We start from the raw sequence: 15,833 nt of genomic DNA, 5'->3' as shown, positions 1-15,833 counted from the left end.
GTCCGTCCGAGCCCTCCCGCCTCAGGCCTTCCGCCGCGGGGACTGGCCGGGGCGGCGCCGGGTCAGCCCCAGCAGCTCCCGGGCCGGCCCGCCGGGCCGCTGCCCGGCCGGCCACACCGCCCGCAGCGGCCGCCGCAGGTCCAGCTCCTCCGCCAGCGGCACCTCGACCAGCCGCCGGGTGGCCAGCTCCTCCACCACCGCCAGCTCGCTCAGGCAGACCGGCCCCGCCCCGGTCATCGCCGCCGCCTTCAGCGCCGTGGACGAGGCCAGCTCCATCCGGGGCGGCACCGCGCCCCCGTACGGGGTCAGCGCCATCTCCAGCACCTCCCGGGTGCCCGAGCCCGGTTCGCGCAGCACCAGCGGGGTGGCCGCCAGCTCCGTCCCGGTCAGCGGGGTGCGGCGGCGGGCCCACCGGTGGTTGGGCGCCACCACGACCACCAGCCGGTCCGCCGCCACCACGGCACCGGCCAGCCCGGGCGGCGTGGACGGGCCCTCGACGAAGCCGAGGTCGGCGTCCCCGGCGAGCACGTGCCCGGCGACCTCCGCCGAGTTGGCCGTCCGCAGCGTCACCGCCGTCCCCGGACTGGCCTCGGAGAGCGCCAGCAGCCAGCCCGGCATCAGGTACTCGGCGACGGTCAGACTGGCCACCACCCGCAGCTTGGCGTCCCGCCGCTCGCGCAGCGCGTCGATCCCGGCGTCCAGCGCCTGCGCCGCCTCCACCACCTGCCGGGCCCACTCGACCACCAGCCGGCCCGCCTCGGTCGGCCGGCTGCCCCGGGGCGAGCGCTCCAGCAGCGGGACGCCGATCTGCCGCTCCATGCCCTTGATCCGGGCGCTCGCGGTCGGCTGGCTCACCCCCAGCTCGGCCGCCGCCCGGCCGACGCTGCCGAGCCGGGCCACCGAGAGCAGCAGTTCCAGGGCGCCCAGTTCGGGGACGTGCGGGGAGAGGGGCATAGGTTCAGGCTATGCCCTCATAGAATCCGCGGCGCTACCGGAGGGCGGGCCGCTCGGCGACGGTGGATCCATGTCCACCTCGGCCGATGTCCGTCCACTCGCCCGCCGCCCCGCGGCCCCCGCCGGCTCCACCGACGTCGCGGCCGTCCCCGCCGGCCCCACTGACGTCCCGGCCGCCCCGGCCGCCCCGGCCGCCCCGGCCGTTCCCGCGATCCCCGCCGCCGGCTCCCGGCCCTCCCGCCTCGACCTCTCCCAACTCGGCCCCAACTGGTACGCCGCCGTGATGGGCACCGCGATCGTGGCCAACGGCGCCGCCGCCCTGCCGGTCCGGCTGCCCGGCCTGATCGGCTTCGGCGAGGTCATGTGGGCGCTCGGCGCGGCCGCCCTGCTGGTGCTGGCCGGCGCCCGGCTGGTGCACCTCACCCGGCACCGGGAGGCGGCCCGGACCCAGCTGCTGGACAACCCGGCCACCGCCGTCTTCTACGGCTGTCCGCCGATGGCGCTGCTGGCCGTCGGGCTCGGCACCCTGCTGCTCGGCTCGCGGGTCATCGGCATCGGCCCGGCCGTCGCCGTCGACGCCGTGCTGTGGGGCGTCGGCACGCTCTACGCGCTGACCGTCGCGGCCGGCATCCCGTACCTGATGATCACCCGGCACCGGGTGTCCGCCCTGGAGGCCAACCCGACCTGGCTGCTGCCCGTGGTCGCCCCGCTGGTCGCCTCCGCCTGCGGCCCGGCCCTCGTCCCGCACCTGCCCGCCGGAACGCCCCAGCAGGCCCTGCTGTACGGCTGTTGGGCGCTGTTCGGGGTCGGCCTGCTGGCCACCCTGGTGCTGCTGCCGGTGGTGTTCACCGGGCTGTTGCACAGCAAGCTGCCCACCCTGGTGCTCACCCCCGCGCTGTTCCTGGTGCTCGGCCCGCTCGGCCAGTCCGTCACCGCGATCCACCAGCTCGCCGACGCGGCCCGCCCGGTGCTGCCCGCGCTGGCGCCCGTCCTGCTGCCGCTGGCCGAGCTGTACGGCGTCGCGGTGATCGGTGTCGCGATGCTCTGGCTGGCCGTCGCGCTCGCCGCGAACCTGCGCGCCCGGCGGGCCGGGATGCCCTTCGCGATGACCTGGTGGGCGTACACCTTCCCGATCGGCACCTGTGTCACCGGCGCCGCCGCGCTCGCCAAGCACACCGGCTTCGGCGGCTTCACCGCGCTGACCGTCGGGCTCTACCTGCTCCTCGGCACCGCCTGGGTGCTGGCGGCGGGCGGTACGGCCGCCGGGCTGGTGCGCGGGCGGCTGCTGGCGCGCTGAACCGGGCCGGCGCCGGCCCGGCTCAGCGGCGGGGCACAGCCGTGGTGGACCCCGCCGGACAGCTCTCGCCGGACGGTTCTCGCTGCTCATGAGCACGCCGCCGTTGCAGGAACGCGCAGCTACGGGATGACGGTGCACAGCCAACCGCCGCCCAACGCCCCCGCCCCCCGCTGGCCTCGGCCTTTACCGGAATCCCGTCCGCCGCCCACGCCCCCGGGCCCACTGCGGGATGCGGAAAGTTGCAATTGCGTGAACCTGCACTCGGGCGGCACTTGTCCACCGGCCGTCACGCTGTGAGGGTGGAGGCACGCCAGGCCGTCCGGGCACCGCAGCCCGATGGTGGTGATTCGCTCTTCAGAACTGACCACGGGTGCAACATCCCGCGGCCGTGGAACGGGGGGGAAGAGCGCCGGCCGGGATCCATGTGTGGTGATGGAGCCCGGGCCGGATCCGGCGAGGCGTTGCTGCTCCGCCTCGACGGAATCGCCCTGGCATTGGCGTACCGACGGCGGCCCCCGGGAGCCCGTGTGCGACGGCACCCGGACCCGGGGGCCCGCCGTCCGGCCGGTAGCGTGAGACGCCCGGCCACCGGCACCCGCGGACCGCGCACCGCCACGGCGCGCGCGTACCGGCGGGGAGGCACCAGGGGAGAGCGTCCGGCAGGGAGAGTTACGACGTGACGGCGGAACCGGCGGACGCGCCGCACCAGGCGGGACCCGAGGGCGAGGAACCCGACGAGGCCGCCCGGCAGCTCTACCTGGCGATCATCGCCGAAGGCGGCCGCATCCCGTTCGCCGACATCACCGACGCCGAGCGGACCGCGCTCCGCCAACTCCTCGACATCGGCCTGGTCATGGCCAACCGGCTGGACCGCTGCTACACCGCCGTCAGCCCGCGGTCCGTCAGCGACCGCCTGGGTGCCGAACTCCGCAGCGAGGCCACCCGCCTGCTGGTCCGCGCCGAGAACCTCCCCGGCGCCCTCGACGGCCTCACCCGCGCCTACGACGCGATGCCCCGCCCGTCCGGCCGCGCCGGCGGCGCCGTCTACGTCGAGGGCCACGTCCACATCCGCCAGCGGATCTCCCAACTGGTCTCCGACTGCCGCTCCGAGGTCCTCACCGCCCAACCCGGCCACCGGCCCGCCGACACCCTGCAGGTCGCCCTCGCCCAGGACGTCCAACTCCTCCAGCGCGGCTGCTCGCTGCGCACCGTCTACCAGCCGGTTGCGCTCGCCGAACCGCCCGCCATCGCCTACGCCGAGCAGGTCACCCGGCACGGCTCGCAGATCCGGGTCCTCGACGAGCCCTTCCAGCGGCTGATCGTCTTCGACCGCAGCGTCGCCGTCATCTCCGCCAACGACGACAACAGCACCGCCGCCTTCATCAGCGACCCGGCCTCCCTCGCCTTCCTGATCGCCGGCTTCGAACGCGACTGGGCCCGCGCCGACACCGCCGAAGCCGCCGCCGCCCTCGGCCAGGGCCCCGCCCGCACCATCCCCGACCGGGTCGGCCGCCTGCTCGCCCGCGGCCTCACCCAGCGCGCCGTCGCCACCCGCCTCGGCCTCAGCGAACGCACCGTCGCCGGCCACATCTCCCGCCTCCGCGACCGCTACGGCGCCCAGACCCTCTTCCAGCTCGGCTGGCTGATGAGAGGCGCCCGCGATGACCGATGAACCCGGCCCCGCCGAACGCGACCTCTACCTCGCCGCCGTCCGCGGCGGCGGCCGGCTGCGCCACGAGGACCTCGCCCCCGCCGACCGGCCCACCGTCGCCGCCCTCGTCGCCCGCGGCCTCCTCACCCCCACCGCCACCGGCTACACCGCCGCCAACCCGCGCGCCCTCGGCGACCGGCTCGGCGCCGAACTCCGGCTCCGCGCCACCCGGCTGCTCGTGCACGCCGAACGGCTCCCGGGCGCCCTCCGGCCGCTCTCCCACGCCTACGAGGCGCTCCGCCGGTCGGGCGGCCCGGCCGGCGGGGACCTCGACGACGGGGCCCTCTCCGCCACCCAGATCGACGGCCACACCGCCATCCGCCGGCGCCTCGCCGAACTCCTCGCCGACTGCAAGGAGGAGTTCCTCTCCGCCCAGCCCGGCCCCCGCCCCGCCGAACTCCTCCAACTGACCCTCGGCCAGGACCTCTCCCTGCTCCGCCGCGGCTGCACCACACGCACCCTCTACCAGCCCGCCACCCTCGACGACCCCGCCGTACTGCACCAGATCGGCCTCCGCAGCCGCCAGGGCGCCCAGACCCGGGTGCTCGCCGAACCGTACGAGCGGATGCTGGTCTTCGACCGCTCGGTGGCCGTCATCCCCGCCGCCGAGGACCGCAACTGCGTCGCCGTCCTCACCGACCCCGCCACCGTCGCCCACCTGGTCGCCCACTTCCACCGCGACTGGGCCCGCGCCACCCCCGCCGACCACCACCTCGGCGCCCCCCACCCCACCACCGTCCGCATCGGCCACCTCCTCACCCGCGGCCTCACCCAACGCGCCGTCGCCACCCGCCTCGGCCTCAGCGAACGCACCGTCGCCGCCCACATCGCCCGCCTCCGCGACCGCTACGGCGCCCAGACCCTCTTCCACCTCGGCTGGCACCTCCGCGGCGAACGCCATGGCTGACCCCGCCGCCCTCCCCGACCCCACCGCCCGCGCCCTCTACCTCGCCATCCTCCGCGAGGGCGGCCGCATCCGCGCCGCCGACATCGGCCTGGCGGACCGGGAGGCGCTCGGACAACTGGTGGAACTCGGCCTTCTGGTACCGCGGTTGCAGGACGCCTCGTACAGCGCGGTCGACCCTCGGGTGGCCACCGAACGGATCGGCACCGAGATCCGCCGACAGAGCGCCCGCCTGCTCGCGAAGGCCGAGCAACTCCCCGAGCTGATGGGCGAACTCACCCGGGCCTACGACACCAGCCCGAAGCGGCGAGGCGCTTCGACGGGGGTGCGGTACATCACCGAGAAGGAAGAGATCCGACACGAGCTCGAGCAGCTGAGTCAGGAGTACCCCGGCGAATGCATGGCCGCCCAACCCGGCGGCCCCCGCCCCGCCATCGAGCTGCCGGACGCCCTGGAGCGCGCCCGCCGCTTCCACCAACGCGGCGGCACCGTGCGCTCCCTCTACGAACTCTCGGCCAAGTACGACCCGCCGACCGTCCGGTTCGCTGCCGAGGCCGCCCACCTCGGCGCCACCACCCGCGTCCTCGCCGTACCGTTCAAGCGCTTCCTGGTCTTCGACCGCACCATCGCCCTCATCCCCGCCGCCGCCGACTACACCAGCGCCGCCGTGGTCGACGACCCGGCGATGGTCGCCTTCGCCGTCGACACCTTCGAAACGCTCTGGCAGCAGGCCGAAGGCGTCAACTGGTCAGCGCTGGCCGCCGGTTCGGCCGAATCCGCGATCCACGAGCAGGTCGGCCGCCTCCTAGCCCAGGGCCTCACCCAGCGCGCCATCGCCACCCGCCTCGGCCTCAGCGAGCGCACCGTGGCCGGTCACATCGCCCGCCTGCGCGAGCTGTACGACGCCGAGACCCTGTTCCAACTCGGCTGGCAGATGCGGGGAACCCGCGATGCCTGAGCCGGTACTCGACCTGCCCGACGCCGCCCGCGAGCTCTACCGCGCGATCCTGAAGGACGGTGGACGGCTCCGGATCGCCGACATTCCCAAGGAGGCCGCCAACACCGTCCAGACGTTGCTGGAGACGGGGCTCCTGAAGCCGTACATCTCGGACGGTGTGCTCAGCGCGGTCAATCCGCGCACGGTCACCACTCGGATCGCCGCCGAGCTACGGTCGGCCGGCACTCGCCTTCTGGTTCAGGCGGAGGAAGTGCCCGATCTCCTCGACGACCTGGCCGCCGCCTACGACGGTGCTCCGCGACGCCACGACGGCGCCGGGGCCACCCAGGTCGTCCATGGATACGCGAGTATCCGGCACCGGGTCTCCCAACTCGTCGAAGAGCTGGGCCACGAGGCGCTGTCCCTGCGCCCGGGCGGCGCCAGGCCGGCCGAGGCCGCGGACGACATCGTGGCGCACGCCCGCCGCTACGCGGAGGCGGGCGGCACACTGCGCACGATCTACGAGGTCGCGGCCCGGCTCGACGGCCCGACGGTCAGGATGGCGGCGCGGATGACGGAGGTCGGCTGCCAGATCCGGGTCCTGCCCGTGCCGTTCAGGCAGCTGATGATCCTGGACCGGACCGTCGCGGTGATCCCCGTCGGTCCGGACGACACCAGCGCGGCCTTCATCGAGGACCCGGCCGTGGTCGACTTCCTGGTCCAGGACTTCGAGACGCACTGGCAGCAGGCCGAAGGCGTGAACCGGGCTGCCCTCGCCGACGGCTCCGCCGAGTCCGCCACCCACGAACAGATCGGCCGCCTCCTCGCCCGAGGCCTCACCCAGCGCGCCATCGCCACCCGCCTCGGCCTCAGCGAGCGGACCGTGGCCGGCCACATCGCCCGCCTGCGCGAGCTGTACGACGCCGAGACCCTGTTCCAACTCGGCTGGCAGATGCGAGGAGCCCGCGATGCCTGAGCCGGTACTCGACCTGCCCGACGCCGCCGCCCGCGAGCTCTACCGCGCGATCCTGAAGGACGGTGGACGGCTCCGGATTGCCGACATCCGCTCCGAGGACGAGTCCGGCGTCCGGCAGCTCGCCGATCTCGGCCTGCTCTTCCTGCACATCGCAGACGGCGTCTACACCGCGGTGAACCCCCGGGCCGTCGGTGAGCGGATCGGCACCGAACTTAGGGAGGAGGGCGCCCGGCTGATCACGCGGGCGGCGCGCATCCCCGAGCTGCTGGACGACCTCACCCAGGCCTACGACCTCGCACCTCGCCGGAAGCCCGAACGCTCGCCCGCCGTCCAGTACGTCGTCGGTCCGGAGCAGATCCGTCACCAGGTCGCACAGATCCACACCGACCACCCGAGCGAGACCCTGTCTCGGCAGCCGGGAGGCGCTCGACCTGCCGAACACCTGGCCGAGGCCCTCGAATCCGATCGCCGCCACATCGAGAAGGGCGGCACCATGAGGACCATCTACGAGGCGTCGGCCCTCTCTGATCCACCGACTGTCGCCTTCGCAGCACAGGCCACCGAACTCGGCGTCGCCATCCGGGTCCTGCCAATTCCGTTCACCCGGCTCTTCATCTTCGGCCGAGCCGTCGCCGTGATCCCCGTCGGCCAGGATTACAGCTGCGCGGCCTTCGTCGAGGACCAGGCTGTGGTCGACTTCCTGGTCCGGGAGTTCGAGCTGCACTGGCAGCAGGCGGAAGGCGTGAACTGGGCGGCCCTCGCCAATGGTGCAGTCGAGGCTCCGCTCCACGACCAGATCGGCCACATGCTCACGCAAGGCCTCACCCAGCGCGCCATCGCCACCCGCCTCGGCCTCAGCGAGCGCACCGTGGCCGGTCACATCGCCCGCCTGCGTGAGGTGTACGACGCCGAGACCCTGTTCCAACTCGGCTGGCAGATGCGAGGAGCCCGCGATGCCTGAGCCGGTACTCGACCTACCCGACGCCGCCGCCCGCGAGCTCTACCGCGCGATCCTGGCCGAAGGCGGCCGGATACACATCGGTGAGATCCGCCCCGAGGACGGAGCCACCGTCAAGCAACTCGCCGACCTCGGACTGATCGTCCTTCGCGTTGCCGACAGCACCTACAGCGCGGTGAACCCCCGTGCCGTCGGTGAGCGCATCGGTGCGGATCTGCGGGAGGAGAGCGCCCGCCTCCTCGCTCGGGCGGCGGCAGTGCCTGACCTGCTGGAGGACCTGACCCAGGCCTACGACACAACGCCCCGCCAGGCCGAATCCGTCGGTGGCGTGCGGCGGGTGGTCGGCATGCTGGAGATCCGGCACCTGATCTCCCAACTGGTCAAGGACCACCCGCACGAGGCCCTCGCCGCCCAGCCCGGCGGGCCCCGCCCGCACGACCACATGCAGGACAACCTCGACCACACCCGCCGCTACATAGAAGCAGGCGGGGTGATGCGCACGGTCTTCGAACCGGCGGCCCGCTCCGATCCGCGAACGGTCGAGTACGCGCTGGAGTCCACCCGGGCCGGTGCCCCGATCCGTCTGATCGAGGGGCCGTTCACCAAGACGCTGGTCTTCGACCGCACCGTGGCCCTGATCCCGGCCACCGGAGATCACACGGTCGCGGCCGTGGTCGAGGATGCCGCGATGGTCGCCTACCTGGTCGGGGTCTTCGAGCAGCAGTGGCGTCAGGCCCAGGTCGTGGACTGGGGATCACTGGTAGCGGGCGCGACGCCGCTGGCCCACGATCAGGTGGGTCGCCTGCTCGCGAAGGGTCTCACGCAGCGGGCGATCGCCAGCCGCATGGGGCTGAGCGAGCGGACCGTGGCCGGTCACATCGCCCGGCTGCGTGAGGTGTACGACGCCGAGACCCTGTTCCAGCTCGGCTGGCAGATGCGGGGAGCCCGGACGGGGGAGTCCGGTGGGTGAGTTCTGCTCAGCCGGTGGCGGCGCCGGTCGGCCAGTAACCGGGGAGGGCGGTCTGCTGCCGGGGGACGTTGAAGCGGTCGCCGGGGGCGGTCCAGAAGCCCTCGCGGAGGGAGAGCGCCATGCCGGCCCAGTCCAGGGCGGTCTCCACGGTGTGGTGGAGGGCCTCCTGGGACCAGGTGTCGTCGAAGACCAGCGGCAGGACGGGGGCGACCTGCTCGATGGTGGCGATCAGCGGGTTGTGGGTGATGGCCTCGTCGACGAGCAGGACGATCGGCTTCCGCAGCGCCGACGCCCAACCGAGTTCGAGGCTGACGCCAGCCGAGAGCGGGGCACCGACGTAGGCGAACACCAGGTCCGCGGACTGCAGCGCCCGGAAGTCGGACGGCACCCGGGGCTCGGGCGCCCGGCCGGCAACGGTCCAGGCGTCGCTGTGGTGCGCGCTGTACACGGCGGCACCGCTGCGGAGCAGGGTGGTGCGGAGCGTCGTCAGCCGCGTCCGGCTGGCGAGCGTCACCACGCTGTCCGCGGGGCCGGTCAGCCGCATCAGCGGCGCGGCCAGGAACACACGTGCACGCCGACCCTCAGGGGCCTGGCTGTCGCTGTGACGCAGGTAGGGCTCGGTCATGTCGACTCCGGGGGAAGGCCGACCGGGTGGGAGAGGCGGTGCCGGTAGGCGTGTTTGGTTGCTGCTTCAAGGAATCCGGTGGTTAAGCAGAGCGGAAATTTGACGGTACAGCGGCAAGTTTGCCGCCTGCGTGGGACCATCGGGAGCGAACTGATCGTCTATCAGTGGCGATGGCCTCGTCTAGCGCTACGCCCTGGCATCTGGATGCCTGGCAGAGAGATGACGCCCGGCCTGCCGGTCGGCGGGTGACAAAGGAGCGAGGCATGCGGCATCATGTGGACGCTAGTGCTATTAGTCCAACTTGCGGACTTGAGGGGAAAGAGGGTGGGTCCATGTCCCGTATGCACCGACTTGTCCGTAAGGCTGTGCTGTCCACGGTAGCGGGCGCTTCCCTCTTGGCGGCTTGCATCTCTATTGCGGGTTATGGGGCTTCCGGGGCGGCGCATGACCGTGCAACCGTCGCTGTTGTCGGGGCTGAGACGGTGTCTGACGACTTTCACTGGTAGGGCCCGCCCGTAAGCGGATTGCCCCACCGGCAGGCTGGTGCGCGGAGCGTTGTATGCCCTGCGCATGGTGAGTGATCCTCGGGGTCCGGTGCGCCGAGTCCGCCGAGCTGGTGTCCTCCGCGTTGCCGACGGGTGCACCTGTACCCGCGTCGGCTAGTGCAGCCCGTCGAGCGCTGAGTGACCCAGGGGCGTGGTGTCAGTGTTCCCGCGGCCTGTCTTCGCCGCGTGCCCGAGGACATAGCCGAGCTGGAACAGGGAGTCCACGTTGTACTCCTCACGCATTTCGGCGATGTGCCTGGCGAGGGTCCGTTCGCTGATGCCGAGTCGCCGTGCGATGACTCGATGATTCGTTCCGGACAGCAGCAGGTCGATGATGGTCTGCCGGAGCTGCGAAACGACCTGCTGGGGTACGGTGCGATCGCCCTCGAAATCCAGGGCTCTGCTCCAGTTCCGTTCGAAGACCTCCTGGGCGAGATAGTTGATCACTGCTGCGTCGTGGACGAAGGCAGCGAGGTTGTCTCCGGCCACCGGAATTACGGCGAGTCGTCGATCGAAGATCAACAGTCTGGTATAAGGCTCGTCCAGGGTCCGGAACTGCCATCCCTCTTTGGCGAGCGTGGCGACATAGTCCCTGGTGGGCTGGTGGTACCGAGTGCTCGCATTGTAGATCGATCGCATCGATGCGCCGGTGCGAATGATGTCGAGATCCCGCTCCAGGAATGAAGTCAGCATTTCGGAGGGGCGTGGCCCCCCGGGCTGCATCGCGAGACCTTCGGTCATGCCGCCGGCCATCGCCTGTTGCAGCCGTTGGTTGATAAGCGCCCGGCCCTGGACGTACTCGATGGGGCCACCGGTCTGATCCGGTGTGTGAAATGCCTCTGCCAGCTCTGTCAATTCGCCTGGAATTGAAACCGCGCGGGCCAGTAGGTCGAGGGCCTGGCGTTGCCAAGTCGAACTCAGGCTGGCGGCGAGTTTTTCTGGGTCGGCGGCGAACAATGACCCGGGCTCGTCATTATCCGATATCAGGAGCCCGAGTTCCAGCAACTCCTGGAGTGCCTCGTTCTCGTCCTGAGTGCAGGTGGCCCTGACGAGTCGACCGTCCCCCGTGAGCGCTTTGAGGTACAGCGTACGGGCGCCGGGAGACAGGATCGGCGAGCGACCGTGGTGGTTCACCAGGTGTTCTCGATCACTCACTTTCGGCTCCTTGTCGTCGACCGGACAAGTAGTCAACGCGACTGAAGTCCGCGGCCTCAGGGATCTTAATCGGAGACCGCGATCCGACGCTCAGCTCGAACGGAGGAGGTCAAGACGCCCGGTAGCCGACCCGAAGCCGCCACTCTCTCACCAACACCCAGCCGCCGGCACCCCCCGAACAGGAGGGAGCCGGCGGCTGTGGTGCGGTCCGGGCCCCGGGTCAGCGCTTGGGGCGCCAGACGACGAGGGCGCTGGATTGCGGCGTGGGGGGTTGGTAGGGGACGAGGTCGCGGCGGTAGGAGGCGTGGACGGCGGCCTCGCGCTGCTGGAGGGCGGTGGCGGCGCCTTCGAGGGAGTCGACCAGCTCGGTGATGCGGGACTGGAGGGCGGTGACCTGGTTCTCCAGCTCGATGATCCGCTTGATGCCGGCCAGGTTGATGCCCTCGTCCTGGGAGAGCCGCTGGACCTCGCGCAGCTGCTGGATGTCGCGGGCGGAGTAGCGGCGGCCGCGGCCGGCGGTGCGGTCGGGGCAGACCAGGCCGAGGCGGTCGTACTGGCGCAGGGTCTGCGGGTGGAGGCCGGAGAGTTCGGCGGCGACCGAGATGACGTACACCGGGGTGTCCTCGGTGAGCACGTACTGCGGCGGGGCGGCGGCGCGGCGGGGCCGGCGGGGGCCGTTGCCGGGCAGGCCCTCGCCGAGGCCGGGGCCGATGGGGCCGTTGGAGTCCATCGGGCCGTCGGCGCCCATCGGATTCATCGGGTTCATCGGGTTGAGGGGATTCGGGGACATCTGGTCGTCACGCTCCCTTCGCCGCCCGGAAGAGAGCGGCTCGTGGGTCGTCGGAGGCGGTGGCCTCGCGGTACTGCTCCAGCGCGTTCAGCGCGTCGCCGGTGACGTGCTGCGGCACCACGACCTCGACGGTGACGAGGAGGTCGCCGCGGGTGCCGTCCTTGCGGGTGGCGCCCTTGCCGCGGGCGCGCATGGTGAGGCCGTTGGCGCTGCCCGGGGGGAGCTTGAGCTTCACGGCGGGGCCGTTCAGCGTGGGCACCTCGATGGTGGCGCCGAGGGTGGCCTCGGGGAAGGTGACCGGGACGGTGACGGTGAGGTTGTCGCCCTTGCGGCCGAAGACCGGGTGCGGGTCGACGTGCACGGTGACGTAGAGGTCGCCGGGCTGGCCACCGCGTTCGCCCTGGGCGCCCTTGCCCTTGAGCCGGATCCGCTGGTCGGCCTGGACGCCGGCCGGGATGCGGACCTGCATGGTGCGGGCGGAGCTGGCCCGGCCGCTGCCGTGGCAGTCGGGGCACGGGTCGTCGACGATCATGCCGCGGCCGCGGCAGTCCTTGCACGGCTCGGAGAGCGCGAAGGCGCCCTGGCCGCGGCTGACGGTGCCGGCGCCGACGCAGGTCGGGCAGACCCGCGGGGTGGTGCCGGACTTGGCGCCGGTGCCGTTGCAGAGGCGGCAGGGGGCCTGACTGGTCATCCGCAGCGGCACGGTCGCGCCGTCGACGGCTTCCTCGAAGGAGAGCGTCACTTCGGTCTCGACGTCGGCGCCACGGCGGGGCTGGGCCTGCCGGGTGCCGCCGCGGTTGAAGAGGCCGCCGAAGACGTCGCCGATTCCGCCGCCGCCCCCGCCGCCCTGGTTGCCGCTGAAGAGGTCGCCGAAGTCGAAGCCGTAGCTGCCGGTGCCGGGGCCGCCGGTGCGGAACCCGCCGTTGGCGAAGAGGCTGCGGGCCTCGTCGTACTCCTTGCGGCGCTTCTCGTCGGAGAGGACGTCGTAGGCCTCGGAGATGTCCTTGAAGCGCTCCTCGGCCTTGGCGTCGCCCTTGTTCGCGTCGGGGTGGAACTCGCGGGCCAGCTTGCGGTAGGTCTTCTTGATCTCGGTGGCGGTGGCGTCCTTGGGCACGCCGAGGACCTTGTAGTAGTCCTTCTCCACGTAGTCCTTGCCACTCATGCGCCCACCTCGCTGAGCTCGGCAGCCGCGGAGCGGTACACGCACTTCAGAATGGTTCGCCCGCTGCGCTCGCTCACGGCTTCCGCCACCTCCCGATGTCCATCGTCACTGCGCTGTCAACAGCAGCCGAAAGAAGTGCTGTTGACAGCGCGCTGCGGAGCCGGCCGCCGTACTGGCCGGCGTACGACTCCGCAGCGCACTGGTTGTCAGCTGTCACAGGTTGTCAGCTGTCCGAGCCACCGTCGGACTTGTCCGGGTCGGCGGACTTGGCCTCGGCGTCCGGGCCGGGCGTCGTCTGGGTGCCGGGCTGGGGCTCGGCGACGGCGACCATGGCCGGCCGGATGATCCGCTCGCCGATGCGGTAGCCGGGCTGGAGGATCTGCACGCAGGTGTCCTCGGTGACGTCCGAGGAGTAGCTGTGCATCAGCGCCTCGTGCTGGGTCGGGTCGAAGGGCTCGCCCTCCTTGCCGAACTGCTGCAGGCCCAGCTTGGCGACGACCATCTCCAGGGAGTCGGAGACGGACTTGAAGCCGCCCGTCACCTCGCCGTGCTCGCGGGCGCGGCCGATGTCGTCCAGCACGGGGATCAGGGACTCCAGGATGTTGGAGACCGCGATCTCGCGGACCGTCAGCCGGTCGCGCTCGACCCGCTTGCGGTAGTTCTGGTACTCGGCCTGCAGGCGCTGCAGGTCAGCGGTGCGCTCGGCCAGCTCGCGCTTGGCCGCGGCGAGTTCGTCGGAGCCCTCGCCGGCACCGCCGGCCGCGGCCTCCTCGGCAGCCTTGATCACGGCTTCCTCGGCGGCGGAGTCGTCGCCGGGCTTACCGCCCTGCGGCTTGTCCGTCATGCCGACGCACCGCCCTTGGGCTTCTCGTCGTCCACGATCTCGGCGTCGACGACGTCGTCTTCCTTGGCGTGGGTGGACTCGCCGGCCGCGGCGGCACCGGCACCGGCGGCGGCGTCGGCGTTGGCGTAGAGCGCCTGGCCGAGCTTCTGGGCGGTGGTGGAGACCTTCTCGGAGGCCTCGCGGATCTTCGCGATGTCCTCGCCCTTGAGGGCTTCCTTGAGCTCGCCGATGGCGGTCTCGACCTCGGTCTTGACGTCGGCCGGGAGCTTGTCGGAGTTGTCCGCGATGAACTTCTCGGTCGAGTAGACGAGCTGCTCGGCGGAGTTGCGGGTCTCGACGGCCTCGCGGCGCTTGTGGTCGTCCTCGGCGTACTGCTCGGCCTCGCGGCGCATGCGGTCGACCTCGTCCTTCGGCAGCGAGGAGCCGCCGGTGACGGTCATCTTCTGCTCCTTGCCGGTGCCGAGGTCCTTCGCACCGACGTGCATGATGCCGTTGGCGTCGATGTCGAAGGTGACCTCGATCTGCGGCAGGCCGCGCGGCGCCGGCGGCAGGCCGGTCAGCTCGAACATCCCGAGCTTCTTGTTGTACGCCGCGATCTCGCGCTCGCCCTGGTAGACCTGGATCTGCACGGACGGCTGGTTGTCCTCGGCCGTGGTGAAGATCTCGGAGCGCTTGGTCGGGATCGTGGTGTTGCGCTCGATCAGCTTGGTCATGATGCCGCCCTTGGTCTCGATGCCGAGGGACAGCGGGGTGACGTCCAGCAGGAGGACGTCCTTGACCTCGCCCTTGAGGACACCGGCCTGGAGCGCGGCGCCGATGGCGACGACCTCGTCCGGGTTGACGCCCTTGTTGGCGTCCTGGCCGCCGGTCAGCTCCTTGACGAGCTCGGCGACGGCGGGCATGCGGGTCGAGCCACCGACCAGGACGACGTGGTCGATCTCGGAGAGCGAGATGCCGGCGTCCTTGATCACGTTGTGGAACGGGACCTTGCAGCGCTCGAGCAGGTCCGCGGTCAGCTGCTGGAACTGGGCGCGGGTGAGCTTCTCGTCCAGGTGCAGCGGGCCCTCGGCGGAGGCCGTGATGTACGGCAGGTTGATCGAGGTCTCGGAGGACGAGGACAGCTCGATCTTGGCCTTCTCGGCGGCCTCGCGCAGACGCTGCAGGGCCATCTTGTCCTTGGACAGGTCGACGCCGTGGCCGGACTGGAAGACCTTGACCAGGTGGTCGACGACGCGCTGGTCCCAGTCGTCGCCACCGAGGTGGTTGTCACCGTTGGTGGCCTTCACCTCGACGACCCCGTCGCCGATCTCCAGCAGGGAGACGTCGAAGGTGCCGCCGCCGAGGTCGAAGACCAGGATGGTCTGGTCGTCCTTGTCCAGGCCGTACGCGAGGGCGGCCGCGGTCGGCTCGTTGACGATGCGCAGGACGTTGAGGCCCGCGATCTCACCGGCCTCCTTGGTGGCCTGGCGCTCCGAGTCGTTGAAGTACGCCGGGACGGTGATGACGGCGTCGGTGACGGTCTCGCCCAGGTAGGCCTCGGCGTCGCGCTTCAGCTTCTGCAGCACGAAGGCCGAGATCTGCTGCGGGTTGAAGTCCTTGCCGTCGATGTTGATCTTCCACCCGGTGCCCATGTGGCGCTTCACCGAGCGGATGGTGCGGTCGACGTTGGTGACCGCCTGGCGCTTGGCCACCTCGCCGACCAGAACCTCGCCGTTCTTCGCGAAGGCGACGACGGACGGCGTGGTCCGAGCGCCCTCGGCGTTCGTGATGACGGTGGGCTCGCCACCCTCCAGAACGCTGACGACCGAGTTCGTCGTGCCGAGGTCGATGCCGACCGCGCGTGCCATCGTAGGTACCTCCACGGAAGAGTTGAGCTTTACGGGCTCAAGGATGCACGACTCGACGGGGAGCGTCAACAGGTATGAGTGCCAGTCGCTCAACTTTGCTGAGGCCGGGCTCCGCGTCAGTGCGGGCGGGGTCGACGGACGACCGGGGCGGCGGGCGT

Annotated in this window: 14 protein-coding genes; 7 read left to right on the top strand and 7 right to left on the bottom strand. The window is 71.6% G+C overall.

Translation table 11 applies throughout. From position 1 onward, the window contains the following. Nucleotides 1-21 precede the first annotated feature (21 nt). On the bottom strand, nucleotides 22-954 hold the full coding sequence (locus ACZ47G_RS03745; protein WP_465739798.1) for a LysR family transcriptional regulator: 933 nt from the start codon (nucleotides 952-954) through the stop codon (nucleotides 22-24). Between the two features lie 70 nt (nucleotides 955-1,024). On the opposite strand from ACZ47G_RS03745, the gene ACZ47G_RS03740 reads away from it, so the two are divergent. The 7 genes from ACZ47G_RS03740 to ACZ47G_RS03710 all read left to right on the top strand — a co-directional run bounded on the left by ACZ47G_RS03740 (nucleotide 1,025) and on the right by ACZ47G_RS03710 (nucleotide 8,707). Further along, nucleotides 1,025-2,251: a TDT family transporter gene (locus tag ACZ47G_RS03740; RefSeq protein WP_465739797.1), complete on the top strand. Its 1,227-nt coding sequence runs from the start codon at nucleotides 1,025-1,027 to the stop codon at nucleotides 2,249-2,251. Between the two features lie 676 nt (nucleotides 2,252-2,927). Next, nucleotides 2,928-3,923 carry a LuxR C-terminal-related transcriptional regulator gene (locus ACZ47G_RS03735; protein WP_465739796.1) on the top strand — a complete coding sequence of 332 codons (996 nt, stop codon included), beginning with the start codon at nucleotides 2,928-2,930 and terminating at the stop codon, nucleotides 3,921-3,923. Further along, the gene (locus tag ACZ47G_RS03730) at nucleotides 3,913-4,869 is read left to right on the top strand and encodes a helix-turn-helix transcriptional regulator (protein WP_465739795.1); all 957 of its coding nucleotides are present in this window, start codon (nucleotides 3,913-3,915) and stop codon (nucleotides 4,867-4,869) included. Before ACZ47G_RS03735 ends, ACZ47G_RS03730 begins: the two co-directional genes overlap by 11 nt. Next, entirely contained in the window at nucleotides 4,862-5,824 is a 963-nt protein-coding gene (locus tag ACZ47G_RS03725; RefSeq protein ID WP_465739794.1) for a TrmB family transcriptional regulator, read from the top strand. The genes ACZ47G_RS03730 and ACZ47G_RS03725 overlap by 8 nt, the downstream gene beginning before the upstream one ends. Beyond that, on the top strand, nucleotides 5,817-6,779 hold the full coding sequence (locus tag ACZ47G_RS03720) for a LuxR C-terminal-related transcriptional regulator (RefSeq protein WP_465739793.1): 963 nt from the start codon (nucleotides 5,817-5,819) through the stop codon (nucleotides 6,777-6,779). Before ACZ47G_RS03725 ends, ACZ47G_RS03720 begins: the two co-directional genes overlap by 8 nt. Continuing rightward, nucleotides 6,772-7,740, top strand: a complete 969-nt coding sequence (locus ACZ47G_RS03715; protein WP_465739792.1) for a LuxR C-terminal-related transcriptional regulator — start codon at nucleotides 6,772-6,774, stop codon at nucleotides 7,738-7,740. Before ACZ47G_RS03720 ends, ACZ47G_RS03715 begins: the two co-directional genes overlap by 8 nt. Continuing rightward, a complete protein-coding gene (locus ACZ47G_RS03710; protein ID WP_465739791.1) occupies nucleotides 7,733-8,707 on the top strand; it encodes a LuxR C-terminal-related transcriptional regulator in 975 nt (324 codons plus the stop codon). The genes ACZ47G_RS03715 and ACZ47G_RS03710 overlap by 8 nt, the downstream gene beginning before the upstream one ends. A 7-nt stretch (nucleotides 8,708-8,714) precedes the next feature. On the opposite strand, the gene ACZ47G_RS03705 is transcribed toward ACZ47G_RS03710, so the two are convergent. The 6 genes from ACZ47G_RS03705 to dnaK form a co-directional block, all read right to left on the bottom strand. After that, the gene (locus ACZ47G_RS03705) at nucleotides 8,715-9,332 is read right to left on the bottom strand and encodes a hypothetical protein (protein WP_465739790.1); all 618 of its coding nucleotides are present in this window, start codon (nucleotides 9,330-9,332) and stop codon (nucleotides 8,715-8,717) included. Nucleotides 9,333-9,991: 659 nt separating this feature from the next. Next, nucleotides 9,992-11,032 (bottom strand): hypothetical protein, encoded by a 1,041-nt coding sequence (locus ACZ47G_RS03700; RefSeq protein WP_465739789.1) that lies wholly within the window; start codon nucleotides 11,030-11,032, stop codon nucleotides 9,992-9,994. Between the two features lie 220 nt (nucleotides 11,033-11,252). After that, a complete protein-coding gene (locus ACZ47G_RS03695) occupies nucleotides 11,253-11,762 on the bottom strand; it encodes a heat shock protein transcriptional repressor HspR (RefSeq protein WP_465740029.1) in 510 nt (169 codons plus the stop codon). Nucleotides 11,763-11,829: 67 nt separating this feature from the next. Continuing rightward, entirely contained in the window at nucleotides 11,830-12,984 is a 1,155-nt protein-coding gene (gene dnaJ, locus ACZ47G_RS03690; RefSeq protein WP_465739788.1) for a molecular chaperone DnaJ, read from the bottom strand. A 223-nt stretch (nucleotides 12,985-13,207) separates the two neighbouring features. Then, nucleotides 13,208-13,828: a nucleotide exchange factor GrpE gene (gene grpE / locus ACZ47G_RS03685; protein ID WP_380454264.1), complete on the bottom strand. Its 621-nt coding sequence runs from the start codon at nucleotides 13,826-13,828 to the stop codon at nucleotides 13,208-13,210. Further along, nucleotides 13,825-15,675 carry a molecular chaperone DnaK gene (dnaK, locus tag ACZ47G_RS03680; protein ID WP_465739787.1) on the bottom strand — a complete coding sequence of 617 codons (1,851 nt, stop codon included), beginning with the start codon at nucleotides 15,673-15,675 and terminating at the stop codon, nucleotides 13,825-13,827. Before dnaK ends, grpE begins: the two co-directional genes overlap by 4 nt. Nucleotides 15,676-15,833: the final 158 nt, after the last annotated feature.

Source organism: Kitasatospora sp. NPDC030952 (assembly GCF_055571335.1).
This window is presented reverse-complemented; position numbering and strand designations above follow the sequence as displayed.

Bases quoted from the DNA above. Each gene is read 5' to 3' on its own strand.
- ACZ47G_RS03745 (WP_465739798.1), bottom strand. From the start codon at position 954: ATGCCCCTCTCCCCGCACGTCCCCGAACTGGGCGCCCTGGAACTGCTG.
- ACZ47G_RS03740 (WP_465739797.1), top strand. From the start codon at position 1,025: ATGTCCACCTCGGCCGATGTCCGTCCACTCGCCCGCCGCCCCGCGGCC.
- ACZ47G_RS03730 (WP_465739795.1), top strand. From the start codon at position 3,913: ATGACCGATGAACCCGGCCCCGCCGAACGCGACCTCTACCTCGCCGCC.
- ACZ47G_RS03725 (WP_465739794.1), top strand. From the start codon at position 4,862: ATGGCTGACCCCGCCGCCCTCCCCGACCCCACCGCCCGCGCCCTCTAC.
- ACZ47G_RS03720 (WP_465739793.1), top strand. From the start codon at position 5,817: ATGCCTGAGCCGGTACTCGACCTGCCCGACGCCGCCCGCGAGCTCTAC.
- ACZ47G_RS03715 (WP_465739792.1), top strand. From the start codon at position 6,772: ATGCCTGAGCCGGTACTCGACCTGCCCGACGCCGCCGCCCGCGAGCTC.
- ACZ47G_RS03710 (WP_465739791.1), top strand. From the start codon at position 7,733: ATGCCTGAGCCGGTACTCGACCTACCCGACGCCGCCGCCCGCGAGCTC.
- ACZ47G_RS03705 (WP_465739790.1), bottom strand. From the start codon at position 9,332: ATGACCGAGCCCTACCTGCGTCACAGCGACAGCCAGGCCCCTGAGGGT.
- ACZ47G_RS03695 (WP_465740029.1), bottom strand. From the start codon at position 11,762: ATGGACTCCAACGGCCCCATCGGCCCCGGCCTCGGCGAGGGCCTGCCC.
- dnaJ (WP_465739788.1), bottom strand. From the start codon at position 12,984: ATGAGTGGCAAGGACTACGTGGAGAAGGACTACTACAAGGTCCTCGGC.
- grpE (WP_380454264.1), bottom strand. From the start codon at position 13,828: ATGACGGACAAGCCGCAGGGCGGTAAGCCCGGCGACGACTCCGCCGCC.
- dnaK (WP_465739787.1), bottom strand. From the start codon at position 15,675: ATGGCACGCGCGGTCGGCATCGACCTCGGCACGACGAACTCGGTCGTC.